Annotated in this window: 14 protein-coding genes; 7 read left to right on the top strand and 7 right to left on the bottom strand. The window is 55.2% G+C overall.

What is annotated here, in order from left to right; all coding sequences use genetic code 11:
* Positions 1-7 precede the first annotated feature (7 nt).
* The 3 genes from RBB63_RS19285 (at position 8) to RBB63_RS19295 (ending at position 2,276) form a co-directional block, all read left to right on the top strand.
* The gene (locus tag RBB63_RS19285; protein ID WP_309386736.1) at positions 8-769 is read left to right on the top strand and encodes an HNH endonuclease; all 762 of its coding nucleotides are present in this window, start codon (positions 8-10) and stop codon (positions 767-769) included.
* 170 nt (positions 770-939) lie between these two features.
* Positions 940-1,578: a hypothetical protein gene (locus RBB63_RS19290; RefSeq protein ID WP_309386737.1), complete on the top strand. Its 639-nt coding sequence runs from the start codon at positions 940-942 to the stop codon at positions 1,576-1,578.
* A gap of 56 nt (positions 1,579-1,634) precedes the next feature.
* On the top strand, positions 1,635-2,276 hold the full coding sequence (locus tag RBB63_RS19295; protein WP_309386738.1) for a hypothetical protein: 642 nt from the start codon (positions 1,635-1,637) through the stop codon (positions 2,274-2,276).
* 98 nt (positions 2,277-2,374) lie between these two features.
* Here RBB63_RS19295 and RBB63_RS19300 read toward each other — a convergent pair whose 3' ends face one another.
* The 3 genes from RBB63_RS19300 to RBB63_RS19310 form a co-directional block, all read right to left on the bottom strand.
* Positions 2,375-6,733 (bottom strand): AAA domain-containing protein, encoded by a 4,359-nt coding sequence (locus RBB63_RS19300; protein WP_309386740.1) that lies wholly within the window; start codon positions 6,731-6,733, stop codon positions 2,375-2,377.
* A gap of 245 nt (positions 6,734-6,978) precedes the next feature.
* Positions 6,979-7,254, bottom strand: coding sequence for a hypothetical protein (locus tag RBB63_RS19305; RefSeq protein ID WP_309386741.1), 276 nt, complete (start codon positions 7,252-7,254; stop codon positions 6,979-6,981).
* A gap of 54 nt (positions 7,255-7,308) precedes the next feature.
* Complete coding sequence (locus tag RBB63_RS19310) at positions 7,309-7,761, bottom strand: SRPBCC family protein (RefSeq protein ID WP_343219138.1); 453 nt, start codon at positions 7,759-7,761, stop codon at positions 7,309-7,311.
* 180 nt (positions 7,762-7,941) lie between these two features.
* Here RBB63_RS19310 and RBB63_RS19315 point away from each other — a divergent pair, with 180 nt between their 5' ends.
* On the top strand, positions 7,942-8,517 hold the full coding sequence (locus tag RBB63_RS19315; RefSeq protein ID WP_309386743.1) for a hypothetical protein: 576 nt from the start codon (positions 7,942-7,944) through the stop codon (positions 8,515-8,517).
* Positions 8,518-8,539: 22 nt separating this feature from the next.
* Here the strand turns inward: RBB63_RS19315 and RBB63_RS19320 are convergent, their stop codons facing one another.
* From RBB63_RS19320 to RBB63_RS19330, 3 genes are all read right to left on the bottom strand, one after another.
* Positions 8,540-9,406, bottom strand: a complete 867-nt coding sequence (locus tag RBB63_RS19320; RefSeq protein ID WP_309386744.1) for a helix-turn-helix domain-containing protein — start codon at positions 9,404-9,406, stop codon at positions 8,540-8,542.
* A gap of 364 nt (positions 9,407-9,770) precedes the next feature.
* Complete coding sequence (locus RBB63_RS19325) at positions 9,771-10,226, bottom strand: transposase (protein ID WP_309386745.1); 456 nt, start codon at positions 10,224-10,226, stop codon at positions 9,771-9,773.
* 166 nt (positions 10,227-10,392) lie between these two features.
* Entirely contained in the window at positions 10,393-13,143 is a 2,751-nt protein-coding gene (locus tag RBB63_RS19330) for an FtsK/SpoIIIE family DNA translocase (protein ID WP_309386746.1), read from the bottom strand.
* Between the two features lie 274 nt (positions 13,144-13,417).
* Between RBB63_RS19330 and RBB63_RS19335 the strand changes: the two genes are divergently transcribed.
* Both RBB63_RS19335 and RBB63_RS19340 read left to right on the top strand, forming a co-directional pair.
* On the top strand, positions 13,418-14,371 hold the full coding sequence (locus RBB63_RS19335; RefSeq protein ID WP_309386747.1) for a type I phosphomannose isomerase catalytic subunit: 954 nt from the start codon (positions 13,418-13,420) through the stop codon (positions 14,369-14,371).
* Positions 14,372-14,513: 142 nt separating this feature from the next.
* Positions 14,514-15,290 carry an AsmA family protein gene (locus tag RBB63_RS19340; RefSeq protein ID WP_309386748.1) on the top strand — a complete coding sequence of 259 codons (777 nt, stop codon included), beginning with the start codon at positions 14,514-14,516 and terminating at the stop codon, positions 15,288-15,290.
* Between the two features lie 7 nt (positions 15,291-15,297).
* Here RBB63_RS19340 and polX read toward each other — a convergent pair whose 3' ends face one another.
* Complete coding sequence (polX, locus tag RBB63_RS19345; RefSeq protein ID WP_309386749.1) at positions 15,298-17,040, bottom strand: DNA polymerase/3'-5' exonuclease PolX; 1,743 nt, start codon at positions 17,038-17,040, stop codon at positions 15,298-15,300.
* Positions 17,041-17,245: 205 nt separating this feature from the next.
* Between polX and gmd the strand changes: the two genes are divergently transcribed.
* Positions 17,246-18,277 carry a GDP-mannose 4,6-dehydratase gene (gene gmd, locus RBB63_RS19350; RefSeq protein WP_309386750.1) on the top strand — a complete coding sequence of 344 codons (1,032 nt, stop codon included), beginning with the start codon at positions 17,246-17,248 and terminating at the stop codon, positions 18,275-18,277.
* Positions 18,278-18,341 lie beyond the last annotated feature (64 nt).

Genomic DNA, 18,341 nt, shown 5'->3' on the forward strand with positions numbered 1-18,341 from the left:
TTTTCCCATGCCAACCAACATCTGGACAGAGCCCCAACTCCTAGTCGCGATGAATCTCTATACGCGACTGCCCTTTGGGCTGTTTCACGACAGACAGCCGGAGATCATCCGTGTAGCAGCGTTGATTGGGAGGAGTCCGGGGGCGCTGGCTATGAAGCTGTGCAATTTGGCCTCGCTCGATCCGGCGCATCAGGCGCGGGGCGTCAGTGGGTTGGGCAATGTCAGCCGGGGCGACCGGGAGATGTGGGCCCGGTTTGAACAGGATTGGACGACCATGGCCCTGCTGTCTGAGGAAGCCTTTGCGGCGTTGAACGCCGATAGTCCAGACGACGCGGTGAGTGAGGAGGACAGGGATTTCACCGGCACAACCGTCACGAGCGAGATTCAGCGTCGCATCGGTCAGCAGTTCTTCCGGCGGGCCGTGTTGACAGCTTACGACACGCAATGCTGCATCACAGGTAACCCGATTCGTTCTTTGCTCAATGCCTCACACATTCGGCCTTGGGCGGCGGCTGAAGAGCATCGCCTGAACCCGCGCAACGGCTTGTGCCTCGCCAAGACGCAGGACGCCGCCTTCGACCAAGGCCTGATCACCCTCGATGAAGATTACCGTATCGTGTTGAGCCAAACCCTGTCCGACCACTTTTCCGTCCAAACGATACTGGATAACTTTAAGCGTTACGAAGGGCAGACCATCCGACTCCCTCAGCGCTTCGCGCCTGATCCGCAGTTTCTAGCCTATCACCGGGAGCAGGTCTTTGCGGCGTGAAGCGTTGTTGCGCAGGCATTGTCGGATATCGGACGGGTCGCGCGCGTCGTCTAGCGAAGTTGATCACGATTACGTTGATTTGCACAACTTGATGTATGGCTACGGCACGAGCACTAGTAATACCGTAAGCTCTACAAAGAGATTGAACCTGGAACAGGAGAAACGATACCATGAGTCAGATCTGCTTAAAAAACCTCTGTAATGTAATTTTGCTTTTTTCTCTTAGTGTAGCTTTGTTTGGGGCTGAGGATGAGAAAATGGTCGTATATAGACTCGCGGGGCAGTCCGGAGCTCCAAACTTTGATGCGGAGATCGATTCCTTAAGTATCGAATCTCTCCCATATATCCTGGATCAAATAAGACAGGATGATTTTTATCGCTCAAAGCAGGCTATCTACATTCTCTCAAGAAAGCTTGAGCAGTTCCGAGGGGAATTAAGCGAGGACGAGGTTGATGCGATGGTTGCAGTCATTACTTCCCGGATCGAAAAAGATCCAAGGCTGATGAAGTCATCTTTTCTCGCACACACAGTAGCCCATATTGATAATCCGCAAGTCGTTCAATTGGCGCAGAGACTTGAATCCTCTGATGACGAAGAGATCTCCGCTGCAGCAAATAGGGTGCTGATAACCCGAGGAATTATTGATGCGCCAACGCAAGATATTGAGCAGGAAGGTGACTTGAGTAGCAGCATTCAGGAGCATGGGCGAGATCTGCTGTTGGCCGCCGGCATCGTCTTGCTGCTGGGGATCAGTGCAGTATACCGCAAGTCGCAAAAAAAGCAGTCCGAACGAGTATCCAGTCCGTAATACGCCATCAGTTCAGCGCTGGACTCAACTGAATGATTCAATCAAGGCTAACCAGCATGAAAAACATAACCTATTTTATACTGTCATCAGTATTGATTGCTTTGCTTTCCGAGAGCGCCCTGGGGCAGTCTGTCGTTTACAACTGTGCATACTCAACCACCCATGAGTATGACGTAAAAACATCTGAAGCAAAGCTCATCGCAAGGAACATCGAAAAACGTGATGAGTATTTTTCAGTGGAAGTCAGTCATGCACAGGATTCCGAGATGTTGCTCTCTTTTCGTTTTGCGCAGAGCTATATGGATAATGTCCAACAACCAGAGGGTGATCGAGTAAGCGTCTTGAAAGTGTCGCTTGGTTCCGATGGCGAAGTTTCTCAGATTGAAAGGCTCAAGTCTTCTCTGAACTTTAAAAACATTGAGGAAGCCTTTCTTTCGCTGATCACGCCTCATATAGATAGTCATGCTGAGGACATACAGTATTTCTATAACGGACTGAGGTGTGATGTTATTAAAACGAATGCTTCCACCAAGTATCTGTCTGTTGACTTAGGCGTTGTTCTGTACGGCGAAATGACCAGCTCGAGGAAAAGTGACCGCGGCGTAATTGAAAGCTATTTGGAGGTCTTCACCTCGGAAGGCAACTTAGAGCAGTTTGCGGCATGGAAGCTGAAAGACAATCCTCCAAATGCGCATTAGCATTTTCCAACTGATGGATATGACTTAAATTTAGACCACTTTTCATCTAACTTGACCGATCAGGCCACAGTGATTTTGCCAAGCAAGAGTAAGTTACGTCACTCCGTTTCGTCTTCGAGCTCAAGCTCCTCACTCACCTTTTCCAGCATGTCTTTCGTGGTCGCGTCAGTGTGCGCATCAGCGATCTGCTGCAAGGCATGCGCAGGTTCGCGGGCGAGGATTGGACTCCAGATGCGCTTAAGATTCCAGCCTTGGCCGCGTAAAATTTCCGTCCGGAAGTACTCCCAGGCAATGGGGTCCGGCGTCTTGCGGAAGCGGTTGAAATCGATCAGCAAGCCTAAGGTGACATCCTCCGGCAGATCCGGGTGTGTTAAGGCGACATCGACGCAAAACCCGTCATTGCCCCAGTGCACCGTGCTGCCAATTCGGCAATCATCGCGCAAGGCCAAGCCCGTTTCAATGGCCAGTTTGCTAGGTGAGTCGGATTCAATGACGTTACACACCGACTGAGCATCGTGCTTCATGGTTTCGAGGTAATCCTGGTAGTTTTCAAACTGTTCCTCAACATACTCCGCATAACGCAAGTAGGCATAAAGCTGATGGCGCCCAGTAATCTGGCCCGGTTCCGGCATAATCGCAGAGCGGTATTCACTGCGGGGAATCGAAGTCAACACATGGATCGCTGATCGCGCGCGTGTGACCAGCACGTTGAGACGCCGATCACCTCCGACTCGCGACAAGGCTCCAAAGTTTCGGCGAAACTTCCCTTCGGAATCGGGACCAAACGTCGTGGAGATAATGATGTGGTCGCGCTCATCACCCTGGACGCTTTCGAGGTTCCGCACAAACAAGCCTTCAAAGGAATCCCGCCCCCGACGCACCTGAGCGGCAGCCAACCGCTCGGCAAAAAGTTTATCCTGTTCAGCGCGTTCTTCCAATACTTCAATGATCAAGTCGCGCTGGTTGATGTTGAAGCTGACAATGCCAATGCTGGGCGGCGCATCGTCGTCTAAAAGTTTGGCAAGTAAATCAACGGCGGCAATAGCTTCCGCAGGATTCGTCCGCTCCTGGTAAACGCCATCGACGGAAGTCAACTTCAGCGGCGCCTGTAGCGCCTTATTACGCGGGTGCCCGGGTATCGGCTGCAACCGGCGACCGTAGAACGCCTCATTGGAAAAACCGATCAACGCCTCGTTCCGCGAACGGTAATGCACGTCGAGAAACGCTTCTTCCACGTCGAGATTCAACGAGGCCGACAACAAATCCTCAGTCTCGCTCATTTGCTGTTCGGCTAACTCTTCAATCGTCTCCGCATCAGTGTCATCCGACTCCGCGACATTGCTTTCAAAGAAGCGAGTCGGCGGCAATTGCTTCGGGTCACCCGCGACCACCACACGCGCCCCTCGCAACAACACCGGCATCGCTTCTTCCAGTCGGCATTGGCTGGCTTCATCGAACACCACCACATCGAACAGCTCACGGCGCGGGAAAATCTGCGCAACCGTCGACGGCCCAGCCATCCACACCGGGCAAAGGTCAAAGAGTGGATCACCATCCTCGATCCCTTCACCGGTCGCAATCATCTGCCGCAGCTTCAACGCCTTTTTGCCACGCACGTAAAGGCGGTTACGCAACGCGGCGCCATTGGAGTTAAGGCGCGAACCAGTCGAAGCCAGCAGTTGCTGACGCTGACGCTTGTCCCAACTATACACAATGAATTGGCGAACCAAATCCTGCTTCTCGGCCATGCGGCGACCATACTCGTCGAAGGCCGCATTGATGCGCGCTGAGTCGATGCGCAGCAGCTCAGGATCGCGCTCCACATAGCGCCTCACCTCGTTTTGGAAGGCCAACTGCTTTAATTCGATCGTCGCCTGCTCGGTATCGAGTTCCCGTAGCGCGAGCTCACGGAGCACTGGCTTGAGCGAGTTAGGCATCCGACCAAGAGCGTCCTCCAAGCGAACAACTTCTTCCAGTAAATCAACATGCTCAGCCCAATTCTCAACGATTGGACCAGCGGATTCATTGCGCCGCATTGCGCAGTCGGTCGCTTGAATGTAGGCGTCCTTAAACAGCGCCACACCGTTCATCGATTCGATGAATACATCCAACTCGCGTGCGCGTCTCGCGGAAACGATAAAGAGCTCCGCCATCTTCGAAGTTGCCTCGGCATCATGCAATCCCTCGCTGATGCGCGCCCACAAGCCGCTGTTTTCATAACCGCCGCAGGCTTTAAAGATGGCGAAGGTTTGCTCCAAAGTCGTGAGCGCTCGGCGCAGACTCTTGTCATCGTTTGCGGAGAGCGTGCTCTCGGTGATGCGCCCATACAGATCGACTAGGCGCCAACGCGCACGCACGCCTTGATAAAAGGCAATGGCTTCATCTACATGGTCGTCACTCATCGACGCCCCCAATTGCTTGAGGACTTCGTCCGCAGCCGATTTTTTCTTGAACTGGAGGAAGCGGAAAAAGCTGCCCTTCGTCTCCGCATATTCCTCCAACACGGCAAGACGCTGCATCGCATCGCCCAATGACGGAATCGAATTAGATAGCAGCAACACCCACTCTCGATTGAGGTCATCGTGCACGCATTCGACCAGCGCTTGCAGCGTTTGCCACTCATCAGCGGTGGCTTGAATCACCCCAGCGGAAAGCCCACCCAACGTAGCGGCCAAAGCCACGTCCCCGTCCACCACAATGGCATTGAGCGCAGCGTGAATCGACTCACGAAGGGACGCCTGATCAAGCAATGCAGATTGCTCATCCAACGTCGGCAGTTCATCCTGATGTTGATGATCGACACGATCTGCGAGCTGCTTGAGCGGTGTAATCTTTTCCAGAATCGCGCCATGCCCAAGTTGGAAATAGCCCTCAAGCGTTAAGACCGTATGCTCAAAAAATGGATTTGAAGACAGGTGTGCCTCCACGGCGCGCAGCATCACCTCGCCCACGTCCGTCACATGCGTTTCTACGGCTTCCAGCGAAACATCTCCTCCCATTTCGGCCGGGATATCGCCAGCCGCGCGACGCGAGTAAGCAAACCATTCGCCGACCAAACCATGAAAGCTGTGCTCCTGTTCCTCATCGTAATGATGCAACAGCTCGAAGTACCGAGCCAGCTCGGCATTGAGTTCGGTCAGCCGCTGGTTGGTCTTGCGTAATTGGCGCTCGGGATTGGTCAGCGGCGCATTGTCAACGAGCGCTTCCATTCGCTCCCGCAAGCCCATGTATAGATTACGCCGGTCGCGTGATGGGTCATGAATTATCCCACAAAGATGACCCAGCCCATAATGGTTCAGGCGATGCATCACCACATCCAGCGCCGTTCGCTTATCGCAGACAAAGAGCACGCGCTGGCCTCGCGCTAAATGGTCGCCGATGATATTGGTAATCGTCTGGCTCTTACCTGTCCCGGGAGGACCATGAATCACCAGCGCCTTCGCGGTGCGCGCAGCATCCGCCGTGGCGGCCTGACTCGGATCGATCGGCGCAATGAAGAATTCCTGGTCGAACGCCTTGCCTTGCTCTCCAGCATGTTGCTCCGGCAACGGTGGTGGCGTTGCCGCATCATTCACCTCGGGAGTCTGCACCAGAATGTCTTGTCGCAGGTAGCGCGTGATTGGACCGCTAAGCATCGCCTCGTTGGCCATCATCCACTTTGTATCGCGCATCAGACCGGGATTGGCCAAAGGGAACAAACCAAGGATTGCCGCCGGGACCAAAGCCGACTTCTCCGGCAAACCATCCACCTTGGGAATCGATTGCAACGCTGTCGCGAACTCAAAATCAGCGCCATCCAACGCTAATGCCCTTCGCGCAAACTCCAGGATCTCGGCAAACTCTTTTTCCGGCACATCACCGGTCTCGTCATCGAACAAATCCGGAACCTCATGTCCGGTCTCTTTTTCAATCCACGCCAAGAGCGCGGGATTCGGAATCAATAAGTCAGCGCCCTCTCCCACCACAGTCAGTGTTGCACCGGCGTTCGCGCCTTTGCGCACCGCTAAATTGACCGGCACAAACGCCAGCGGCGCCAGCACCCGCGAACTTCGAAACGTGTCGTCGCCCGACTTAGGCGGCAGCGAAACGATAGGGAAGCCGACAAAGAGCGCGCTTTCCCCATGATCGTTGAAATACTCCTGCGCGTCATTGGCTATATCGTGCAGTTTCTTGAGCAAGCGCGTTTGCTGCTCGTAATCCTTGGCGTGCCGTTTTTGCTCATCCGACCACTCGCTCTCCGGGTATTCTGGCTTACGGAACGCCGAAACCTGCGCTGGCATCGACACCTTCCTTGCCCCTCCCAGCAACGTCGGCAAAATCGTATCCACACTAATGCCTTGGAGCTGCTTCAGTTGCGTAACGTCAACGCGCTGGCGGGAGTTATGAGGCCGGGCATTCAAACAGGGCCCGCGTTGCAGACTCGCATAGAGCCGTTGGAGCATGGCATTGAGAATCATAGGAAATAAGGTGTCTGATTAGCCACAGCTGAACGAGTCATTCCAAACTAGCTAGCCGAACTTGGGACCATGTCTTAGATGATGCCAATTGTCAATTCCAGCGCACACACACTAAATTTCGTTATACTACATGAGCATTAGATTATGAGTGTTCACCGAGTTCACTCATTTAACTCCAACCTGCCCTTTAGATTAATGGCGCAGCTACATACCAGCAGGCGCCTTGAGCAGCGAGTTTTCCTTGGCTAACGCAGCAGCATAAAAAATAGGATTGCTGCAAAGATGACCAGCACGACCGTTAAGGACACGGCGCCTGCGAGCTCTTGCGCGGTTAGCTTGTACTTTTTCTGAAGGCGTTCTGCAATCACCACCACTGGCGCCATGCTGATGAACATCGAAGGTATAAAGCCAAGACCAACCATCAGCACCACGAACGGAAATAAGATCAAGATTGGTAGACCACAGGCCAGCCCAACGATTAGCTTTTCCTTACTCTTGTTCCTTCTTTGGCGTGGGCGCATGGCAACGAATGCTGGCCAAGCATTCGCCACCATCAACAATTAATTCCCACTAGCTCAACCTTCATCCGGAATGTCCGTCTCCACCAGGAGCTTGAGTTGTGCGAGCGATTCCTCCCAGCCCAGGTAACACATTGCCGCCGGGATGACTGCCGGTATTCCGGTTTGTTCGATCTTCACGTCCGTTCCGCAGATTACCGGCGAAAATTGAACGGTGACCATCATTTCGTCCGGTAGATTCGGGTCATCGAACTTGTCGGTGTAGCGCAGTTTTTCGCCGGGTATGAGCTCCAGGTATTCGCCGCCAAAGCTGTGACTGCCACCAGTGGAGAAATTCGTAAATGACATGTGGAACGTGCCGCCGACTGTGGCGTCCAGGTGATGCACCTTGGCGAGGAAGCCGTAGGGCGCCATCCAGCGCGTCAAGGCATCCGGATCAATGAAAGCGCGGTAAACCTTTTCCGGCGACGCGCGGTAAACACGGTGTAGCGAAACAGACTGGGAATCCATGCAGGATAAATTAACAGCCGCCATTTGCCGAGCAAGCAATACCTGAACATTGGCAATGCAGGCGACAAACTTTTGCATGGCAACTTTCAAGTTACCTCCAAGTTGCCTGTATTCCGTCATCCCCCCCTATCCGGACGGCAAAACCTTGTCATTTCGCGCCGCATCCTCGATGCTCACGCCATGAAATCCCTTTTTCGAGTTCTGGCCCTTGGCGCAGTCATGCTCGCCGCCCTGACAGCGCAGGCGGTGGACGCCATCGATAAGCAAGTCGTGGTGGACTTCCTGAATGCACGCCGCAGCGCATACCTGTCTGGCGATCCGGCAGTGCTCATCCAGCAAGCCGCGCCTGACATCTCGGTGACGCTGATCTCCTCCGTGGTCGAAGGCCCCGGCGGCACGCGCTCCATGCGCCTCCCCCAGTACGTGCCGTTCCTGAAGGAATCTTTCGCCAACACCGAATACTACGCTTACACGTTCAAGGGCGTGAAAGCGCAAATCGCCGACGACGCCCAGTCCGCTAAAGTATTTGTGGATGTCGAGGAAGACGCCCGCGTTCAGGGGCTGCCCATCAAGGCCAGCAAGGCGTTGATACTGAGCATTTCCCTGGAGAACGGCGACGTGAAGCTGCAATCACTCACTGAGAAGATCGAAAAAGTCGAAGCCGGGATTCAGCTCAATCGGAAAAAGAGCGCCCCTGCCCCCCAGCCGGAATCCAGCAGCGGCAGCGGATCCGCTCCCGTTAAAATCGGCGAATAGAGCAGCCTCGTAAAGAGACTGACTACGGATTATACGGGCCGTCTTCGTTGAAATACCAGCGGCCCAGCCCACTCATGCCGTTGGCCCGGTATTCCTGGCCATTGATGCGCACTGCAATGTTCTGGATGTTCGAGGCCACGATCATAATCGGACCCGACGCCTGAAAGGACACTTGCTCACCAGACTCCAGGGAGCCCGACGCTTCACGAATACGCTCGTTGTTGGCCACGGTGTTGACCACCACGCTGGTGTCGCCCAGGCCAATGAGCACTACGTTGAGGCGCGTTGCGGGAGCGACGTTAGTCGTGGAGTCGGCGCCCGCGTCACTGCCGCCATCTGCGATTTGGCTGGGCGTGTTGCCAGAACCGTCATCCAACGTATCCGGATCACTGGAGAAAATCGACTGCACCAGCAAGGTCAGCAGGCTAAAAATAATGAACACCGCCACGAAGATCGCACCGACCTTCCAGTATAAAGACGTGTCCGACTGCTGCTCCATCGGCTCGGCGGGTTTGCCCTCGCCTCGGGCCGGGCGGTTTTCCTCGTGCTCGCCAAAGGGGGGCGTGGACTCGCTGCTGCCCAGCGGCGTCGTGCGCTCCGGCAAGTCCATACGGCCAAAAAATTCACGGGAGTCACTACGCTTGACCTTGCTCCGGCCCAGCATGAGCGCCTCGTAATCGGTCATCACCTTCTCGATGTCGAGCTTGAGGAAGCGAGCGTAAAGCTTGAGGAAGCCACGCTTATAGACCTCGGGCAAATCGAAGTCGAAATTGTTGTTCTCCAAGCTCAACAGGAGATCCCCACGAATCTTGGTGGCCTCTGAGGCCTCCCGGATCGATATCCCCTGTCGCTTGCGCGCTTCCTCCAATCTGTCCCCGATGTTCGGCATTAACCCCTAGAGTTGTTGGGAAATATTGCGAGGGCGCAAGACGGAATTAATCAGACTCATGAATATCGTAGCTCCATAAGGCGTTTATTGTCAAAATATACTCAATTTCTCAAGCCCTGACTGTGTCTCTAAGATTACGGAAATAGGCGGTTTTACAGGATACCGAAACACAAAATTGGGCAGCATCCGAAGCAACTACTGATGCTTTGCGTTGCCACGAATGACGCATGAGCCGTCCTCATATTGTCCCAAAGGGACTACGTAATCTAGCCCCGGGTTGAGCCGAACTCGCAACGCGAGAGAGGTCCTACCCGGGGAACCCGACACTAGGGCGACAAACCCAAAGGGTTTGCGTAAAAGGTGATCAATCCCACACATATCGCTCGTCCCAATCAACACCATGCTTTTGCAAAATCGCCCTATACTCATCCTGAAAGGATATTTTTTGATGATGCTCTTCTTGGTTTAAAATGTATTGGCGCACTGCCACTAAATTAGACACGCTAACCGAGAACGCAGCATAACCATTTTGCCAGGCAAACGAACGTTCCATAGCCTGCAACTGCTTCGCCCATACACTGGAGACTCTCTTCAATTCTTTAATCCAGTCTGAAAGCGCTACAGTGCGATGCACTCGCGCAAGAATATGCACATGATCAGCATGACCTCCGACGATTTCCGCAGGGCATTCGAGCCTGCCTGAGATTTCCGCCAACCCAGCCCACATGCATTTTCGTAACGTTTCATCAGCCATATAGGCATAACGATGCTTCGTCGAAAAGACCACATGGACGTAGTTGGCGGCAAACGATTGCGGCATGACCACGTTTTGCGCAAACCCGTTGGGTTAGCCAAGTAAATTATATCAAACACCCCGGGTAGCCCCTCTCTCGCGTTACGAGATCGGCTCAACCCAGGGCTAGTTTACGTAGTCCCTTTGGGACAAAAAGCACGTAATTAAAAAGGATTTATCAGTCTCCAAATCCCTAATCAACGTCTTGCAGGATTTCGCGGGGACTGGAGCCATTATCCGGTCCCACGATGCCTTCGTCTTCGAGAATTTCCATGATGCGAGCGGCGCGGTTATAGCCGATCTTGAGCTTGCGCTGCAGAAAACTGGTCGAAGCGCGCTGGTGCGTCTTGATAATATTGATGGCCTCAGGGACGAGTTCGTCGTCGTAATCACCATCGGGGCCGCCTCCGCCATCGCCGTCGCCTGACTCGATCTGCTGCTGGACCTCCTCGGCATACTCCGGCTCGCCGTTTTGCTCCTTCAGGTAGTCCACGATGTTGTTGATCTCGTCGTCGGATACAAAGGCGCCCTGCGCGCGAACGAGGTTGCTGGTGCCCGGAGGGATGAAGAGCATGTCGCCCTTGCCGATCAGCGAATCCGCTCCCTGCTGGTCGAGAATCGTCCGGCTGTCGACTTTAGACGCCACTTTGAACGAAATACGCGTGGGCAAGTTCGCCTTGATCACGCCGGTAATGACGTTCACCGACGGACGCTGCGTCGCCAGGATCAAGTGGATGCCAGCCGCGCGCGCAAGCTGCGCCAGGCGGGCGACGCCGGTTTCGATGTCCTGCGGAGCAACCATCATCAGGTCGGCCAACTCGTCGATAATGCAGACAATGTAAGGGAGTTTCTTTTCCGGTATCTCGAAGACGCCGTCGTCGCGCGGCACTTCCAGCGTGGCCTGCGCGGCGCGTTCCTCGGGGGTCATGTCGCCGCCCTGTTCGCGCTCGAGCTGCTCCAGCTTGGCCTGTTCTTCCTTGTCCTTGGCGAGCTTCTTATTAAAGCCAGCAATGTTGCGGACGCCCACCTTGGCAAAAATCTGGTAGCGGCGCTCCATCTCGTTGATCAGGTATTTCAGCGCGCCGGGGACCTTCTTTGGGTCCGTCACGACCGGAATCAACATGTGCGGCAGATCGTTGTAAACCTGCATTTCGACCACCTTCGGGTCGACCATGATGAAACGCAGGTCCTCGGGGCCCGCATGATACAGGAGCGAGGCGATGACCGCATTGATACAAACCGTCTTACCCGAGCCCGTGGAACCCGCGATGAGCATGTGCGGCATCTTGGTGAGGTCTTCAACGATCGCCTTACCCGTTACGTCCTTACCGAGGACGACGGGGATCTCCGCCTTGGAATCGGCCCAGGACTTGGACTCGACGATTTCCTTCATGCAAACCGGCTTCGGGAAGCGGTTTGGCACCTCCACCCCCACCGTGCCCTTGCCGGGCACCGGCGCAATGATGCGGACGGCGTCAGCCTTGAGGCCGAGCGCAATGTTTTTGTCGAGGTTGAGAATTTTTTCCACACGAACGCCAGGCGCAGGCGTCACTTCGTAACGGGTGATCACCGGGCCGGTCAGCACCTCAGCTGGAGCCACCTTCACGTTGAACTCCTCCAGCGTCTGGACGAGCTGGTTGGCCATTTCTTCGTAATTCTGCGGATCTTCGTGCGCATCGGATGGCGGATCGGCCAGCAGATTCAGCGGCGGGAAAATATAATCACCGCGCCGGTCGGGGCGATTGCTGTCAGCTTTTTCCGTCTTCTCGCTTTCAACAATGGTGATCCCTGCGACTCGACGGACGACCTTGCCCTCGTCATCCGCATCCGAGACTTTGCGGAATGGCGGCGTGGTCTTTTTGCCAAAGGGGGCGCCGGTCGTGCTGCCATCCTTTTGCTTAAAGGGCGGCGTGGTGGCGCTGCCTCGCGGCGGCAACGTAAAGGGCGTGCGCGTTTCCTTGGATTTGTCGGGCGCCTTGGGCGGCTTAGGGGGGGGAGGCATTGGCGCTTCCTCCTCGATCTCCTCCTCATATTGCTCGGTCTCGATGCTGAATTCCTCCGCCTCGGGGATGAAGTCGTCCACCGCCGGCTCGGGATCACCCAAAATCGACTCCCCCGACGGCAAAAGCTTGCGGGGATTTTTCGGCCCATCGTCCGCCAGGATCGCCTTTTTCGTTGAGGGCGGTTTTTTCAGGTCCCTGCGCTTTTCCTCCTGCTCGGCCACTCGCTTGGCTTCTAATTCGTCGCGGGCCTTTTGCTTTTCCATGGCAACTTGCTGCTTGGCCTTCGCTTCCGCGCGCACTGCCGCATTTTCCTGACGATTACGCAGGTAGGCGGAGATATTATCCGTAAAGAGGAAAAGGGCGCTAAAAAAAGTGGTCGCCGCGAGCAGCAGCGCATTGCCGAAGCCTCCCAGATAATGCACCGTGTAGTCATTGCAGAGCACCTGCCCAATCAGGCCACCCAATGTCTGCGGGAAAGAGCTGGATTCTGGCGCCTCGACAACCTTTTCGATCTGCACGCCTTCGGTGAGCTGCGGCTGTTCGCCCCACTGGTCGAAGAGCGTGGCGATCCCGGTCAATGACAGGAAAAAGACCGTCATCGACAAATACAAGCGCAGGCGAACGCGGTGCGCGCGCTTGAAAATCAACAGGAACGAAACCCACAAAAACGCAATTGGGGCCAGCCAGGAGACCACGCCAAACATACGCAGCATGATGGCGCTGGTCTTGACGCCAATTTCGCCAGCCAGGTTTTTCGTATCTGCGCCGACGTCGCCGACCACAAACTGGTCGGACTGAAGCGGCTCGAAATCAATCATCGCCACCAGAAGAAAGAGCCCTATCAGCAGGGTGACCACGCCCACCAAGGGGCGCGACTTTTCTCGAGGCGCGAAGGACTTCTTTTGCGGAGCGGATTTCTTTTTTTTGCCAGTTGCGGCCATAAGTACGTTGAGAAAATGAAAATAAGAAGAGCCGATGCGAAAACAAGCTATAAGGAGTGAGCGGATGAGACTATGGACTCATTGTCAGGCAATTGCGAAAGAGAAAACACAACTTTTCACCACCACCTGAGCCAATCTGCCTAGTTAAGCCACCCGACTCGCCTGATTAAACATCGCAAACACCCCGTATCGCGGAAATCAGTCCCGCTTCCAAGCAAAGATCGAACCAAACGCCTTATTGACCCCAGGATTCTGCCGAGTAATGTTCCAATCAATGCGATTCATCTCCTTTAAGCCCATTTACCAACAACGCGTTTGGGGCGGCCGCGGCCTCGAAGCCAAACTCGGACGCACCCTACCCGATGCCGAGCCCTACGGCGAATCCTGGGAAGTCGTTGACCGCCCCGAAGCCCAAAGCGTCTTGCGCGGCGCCGAGCTTGACGGCCTGACCATCCGCCAGGCTCTGGAAAAGAGCGGCGCTCAGATCATGGGGCCAGGTTGGGACGCCTCCACACCGTTTCCGATCCTCGTCAAGTGGCTGGATTGCCAGGAGCGCCTCAGCCTACAGGTTCACCCCCCCGCCGACATCGCCCCCAGCCTCGGCGGCGAACCCAAAACGGAAAACTGGTATGTCGCCGAAACCAATGGCGACGCCGGCATGATCGTCGGCCTGAAAAATGGCGTGACCCGCGAAGAATTCGAAGAGCGCCTGAACAATGGCACGCTGGAGGAATGCGTCCACCGCATGCCGGTGACCCCGGGCGAGTCGATGTTTGTCCGCAGCGGCCGCATGCACGCGATCGACGGCGGCAACCTCATCCTCGAAATTCAGCAAAACTCCGACACCACCTACCGCGTCTACGACTGGGGCCGGGTCGGGCTGGATGGCAAACCACGCCAGCTACACATCGACGAATCCCTGAAGTGCATCAATTTCAACGACTTCGAACCAGAGACGATCAAGCCGCAGCCTGGAACGCAAACCCTGGTGGAAAGCGAAATCTTTAACCTGACCAAGCATGAACTCAAGTCAGGGGAGCGCCTGGAATTCGCGGCCAACGAACAGCCACGCCTGCTCAGTGTGGTCCAGGGCAGCGTTCGCGACCTTAAAGACGGAGCCAAGGTTCCCACCGGAGCCAATGTCTTGCTGCCTTTCGATACCGACTTCACGTTCGTCGCCGCTCAGGACAGCATCGTCCTCATCACGGACGCCTTTGCCGACAGCTAATCTTTCCAACTCAGTGTGGTTGGTCGAGGCAATCACCAGCCACACTGAATCGGAAGTCAGGCCGCGCACACCTAGAGCACTTTTCATCTAGATACGAATAAGCTGGCCTGCGAGCACGCCATACACACAAATCAAGCACTGCATGGGTCTGTTTAAAATCGTCACCAAGCCGATTGGCTGCATTCTGTCGCTCATTGGCGCGCTGGTCGTGTTTGCCGTCATCCTCGTCATCGGCTTGGCTTGGGCGGCGGATGAAATGGCGCCGCAGATCGCCGAGTCCGCCATCACCGAAGCCACGGGCTTTCCGACCAGCATACAGGACGGCTCAATCAGCTTCCGCAAACAGTCCATCACCCTCACGGACATCATCATCGACAACCCTGAGGACTTTTCGGACCGCGATTTTCTCCGCATTGCCGAATTAACCGTCGGTCTGGACCGCAGCAGTTGGAATGAGAATCAAGTGGCGCTGAGCCAGATCAAGCTGATCATCGATGAGCTCACCTTCAGCCAAGGCAATTTCGATATGTCCAACCTCGACGCGTTTATCGAAGTAGCCGACGAAAACTGGGACCTCCTCGTGCAGCAAATCCACGCCACCGCCGCTGAGAAGAGCCAATCCGTTCCGGAGAAAATCGTGATTGGTGAGCTCGTTTTCGGCCTCCGTCGTGTTAAGCTTTCCAGCACCGTGGGCGACGAAACGCTCTACCGCGCCATCGACCTGAACTACGATAGAACGTTCGAAAATGTCGATTCCCTGCGCCCCATCATTGAGTCCATCGCCCAGGATTTGCAAAACAGCGGCCTGCCGCAGGTCGCCGAGTCACTGCAAGAGGCAACAGAGGACATGGATAACAACATGACGCTCAAGTTGTTACAAGACCACCTCGACGAGCAGTATCAGAAAACTGCCGAGTAAATTCCGCCTACTCTACACCAAAATACTGCTTCACCTCGGCCAGCGGACGAGTATTCAGGATGTGCTTGGGCTCCAGCCAACCCTTGCGCGCCACGTTCACCCCGGCCCCAAATAAAGCGAGCCCATCGGTGTCATGCGCATCGGGGTTGATCGAGCACAGCAGCCCTTTGTCCGCCGCATTTTTCCAGTGACGCCAGTCCATATCCAATCGCCAGGGGTTCGCGTTGAGCTCAATGATCGTGTTATTCGCAATAGCTGCATCGATCACCTTGCCCACATTCACCGCGTAAGGCTCACGGCGCAACAATAAGCGCCCGGTCAAATGTCCCAGCATAGTGACGTGCTCATTCTCAATCGCTCTGATAATGCGCTTGGTCATCTCGTCCTCGGTCAAAGTCAACGAATTATGAACCGAAGCGACCACGTAATCCAGCGTCGCCAAGACATCGTTGTCAAAGTCCAGTGACCCATCTTTCAAAATGTCCACTTCACTGCCTGCGAACACGTGGCACTTGAACTTCCCGCTGGCATTGAGCGCATGGATTTTCTCCACTTGCGCCGCAAGACGCTCCTCGTCTAATCCACTCGCCTGAAAGCTCGCCTTGGAGTGGTCGGCGATGCCCAGGTATTCAAAGCCAAGCGCCTCGGCGGCGGCGGTCATTTCCTCCAAAGTGTTATGACCATCACTCGCAGTGGTGTGGTTATGAAAAACGCCTCTTATATCCTCAATTTCAACGAGTTCCGGAAAATCACCCTTCGCACCGATCTCGATCTCCCCACGGTCTTCACGCAGTTCGGGCGGGACCCATTTCATGTCGAGTTTCGCGTAAATTTCCTGCTCGTTTTCAGCGATAATAACAGACTTGCGGTCCGGGTCATCGGCCTTCGAATCCTTGTCAAACAAGCCCCATTCCGATAGTGACCAGCCACGCTCCAGCGCCCGCTGACGCATGCGCACGTTGTGATCCTTGCTCCCTGTAAAGTGGAGCAGCGCAAAAGCAAATTGCTCCGGTGGCACCACGCGCAAATCCGCCTGTAAGCCCCCCTGAAAGCGCACACTGGACTTTGTGTGTCCATGAGCGGTGACTTCCAAAACCTCCTCCAGCCCCACAAACCAATCCATCACGGGCTTGGGCTCAGTCGAAGCCACGATGAAGTCCAGATCGCCCACGGTTTCGCGCATGCGGCGCAGGCTGCCAGCAGACTCCGCCCGCTCGACTTCGGGCAACTCGCGCAACCCTTCCACAATCGGCTCGGCGACCGCAGCAGCCTCCCACCAATGATGCCGCGCCTGGTATGCCTCGCGATTCGCAATGCCCGAGAGGAGCTTTTCCTCGGTTTTCGCGCCAAAGCCAGAAATCTCGGCCACCTTGCCAGCCTCGCAAGCCGCCTTCAACGAGTCGATGCTGTCGATGCCCAGTTCGTCGTGAAGTTTTTTGATTTTCTTCGGGCCCAGGTTGGGAATGGTCAGCAGCTCGATCATGCTTTCAGGAACGGACGCTTTCAGCTTGTCGTAATACTCCAGCTCGCCCGTTTCGTGCAGGGTAGTAATTTTCTCCACGAGCGCCTTGCCGATGCCCTTGATCTTGCCGAGGCGCTTGTCTTCAATGACCGCGCCGAGGTCTTCTTCGAGGGATTCCAACGCGCGGGCGCCGCTTTGGTAAGCACGGACTTTGAACGGATTTTCGCCCTTCAGCTCCAGCAGTTCAGCGATTTCCTCCAGCACAGCAACAATATCACTCTTGACCATCCACATAACGTGAACGCGCAATGTCCATAGTGCAAATCAAAGCAGCAAAGCGAAGGGACACTTTTATTTTGATTCCACCCCCGTATAGTAATTAGGCTACCGAATTCGGAAAATCATTATCTGGAACAAAACCCTCAGCCATTGTTCAAAGAAAATTGAATAAATTGAGCTAGCCAAAGCGCGCCTAATTACTATACCCAACAACATGCCTAAGAAAGCCCTTATCACAGGAATCACCGGTCAGGACGGTTCCTACCTTGCCGAATTGCTCCTGGAAAAAGGTTACGAAGTGCATGGCATCATCCGCCGCGCATCCACCTTCAACACCGACCGCATCGATCACCTTTACCGTGATCCGCACGTGAATGGCACCAAGCTACACCTGCACTACGGCGACCTCGCTGACGGCAGCCGCATCACCAAACTGCTCTACGAACTGCGGCCCGACGAAATTTACAACCTCGGCGCCCAGAGCCATGTGCGCGTCTCCTTCGACAGCCCGGAATACACCGGCGACGTCACCGGCCTCTCCACCGTCCGCCTGCTCGAAGCGATTCGCGAAGCCGGCCTGACGCAGGACGTGCGCTACTACCAAGCCAGCTCTTCCGAAATGTTTGGCAAGGTGCAGCACGTGCCGCAGACCGAGGAAACGCCCTTCTGGCCACGCTCGCCTTACGGCTGCGCCAAGGTCTTCGCCTTCTGGCTCACGGTCAACTACCGCGAAGCCTACAACTTGCACGCCAGCAACGGCATTCTCTTTAATCACGAGTCCCCGCGCCGTGGCGAGACCTTCGTGACCCGCAAGATCACCCGCGCCGCAACCCGCATCAAGATGGGCCTGCAGGACAAACTTTACCTCGGCAACCTCGACGCCCAACGCGACTGGGGCTACGCCAAGGAATACGTGGAAGTCATGTGGCTGATGCTCCAACAGGACAAGGCCGACGACTACGTTTGCGCAACTAACGAGACCCACAGCGTCCGCGACTTCGTCATCGAAACGTTCAACCTACTCGACCTCGATTGGGAAAAATACGTCGACTACGACAAGCGCTATGAGCGCCCGTCCGAAGTCGACCTGCTGATCGGCGACCCCGCCAAGCTCAAGAAGCAAATCGGCTGGGAGCCCAAGGTGAAGTTCAAGGAGCTCGTTAAAATCATGACCGAAGCCGACCTCGAACTGGCCAAGCAAGAGCATGCCTACAAGGAAGCAACCGGCGTAACCAAGAGCTTCTAGCCATTGCGGATTTCAGAATGCGGATTGCGGAATGACCGGAATCCGCTTCTTTTTTATCGTAAAC

It is taken from the genome of Cerasicoccus frondis (assembly GCA_031296915.1).
Taxonomy (GTDB): Bacteria; Verrucomicrobiota; Verrucomicrobiia; order Opitutales; family Cerasicoccaceae; genus Cerasicoccus; species Cerasicoccus frondis.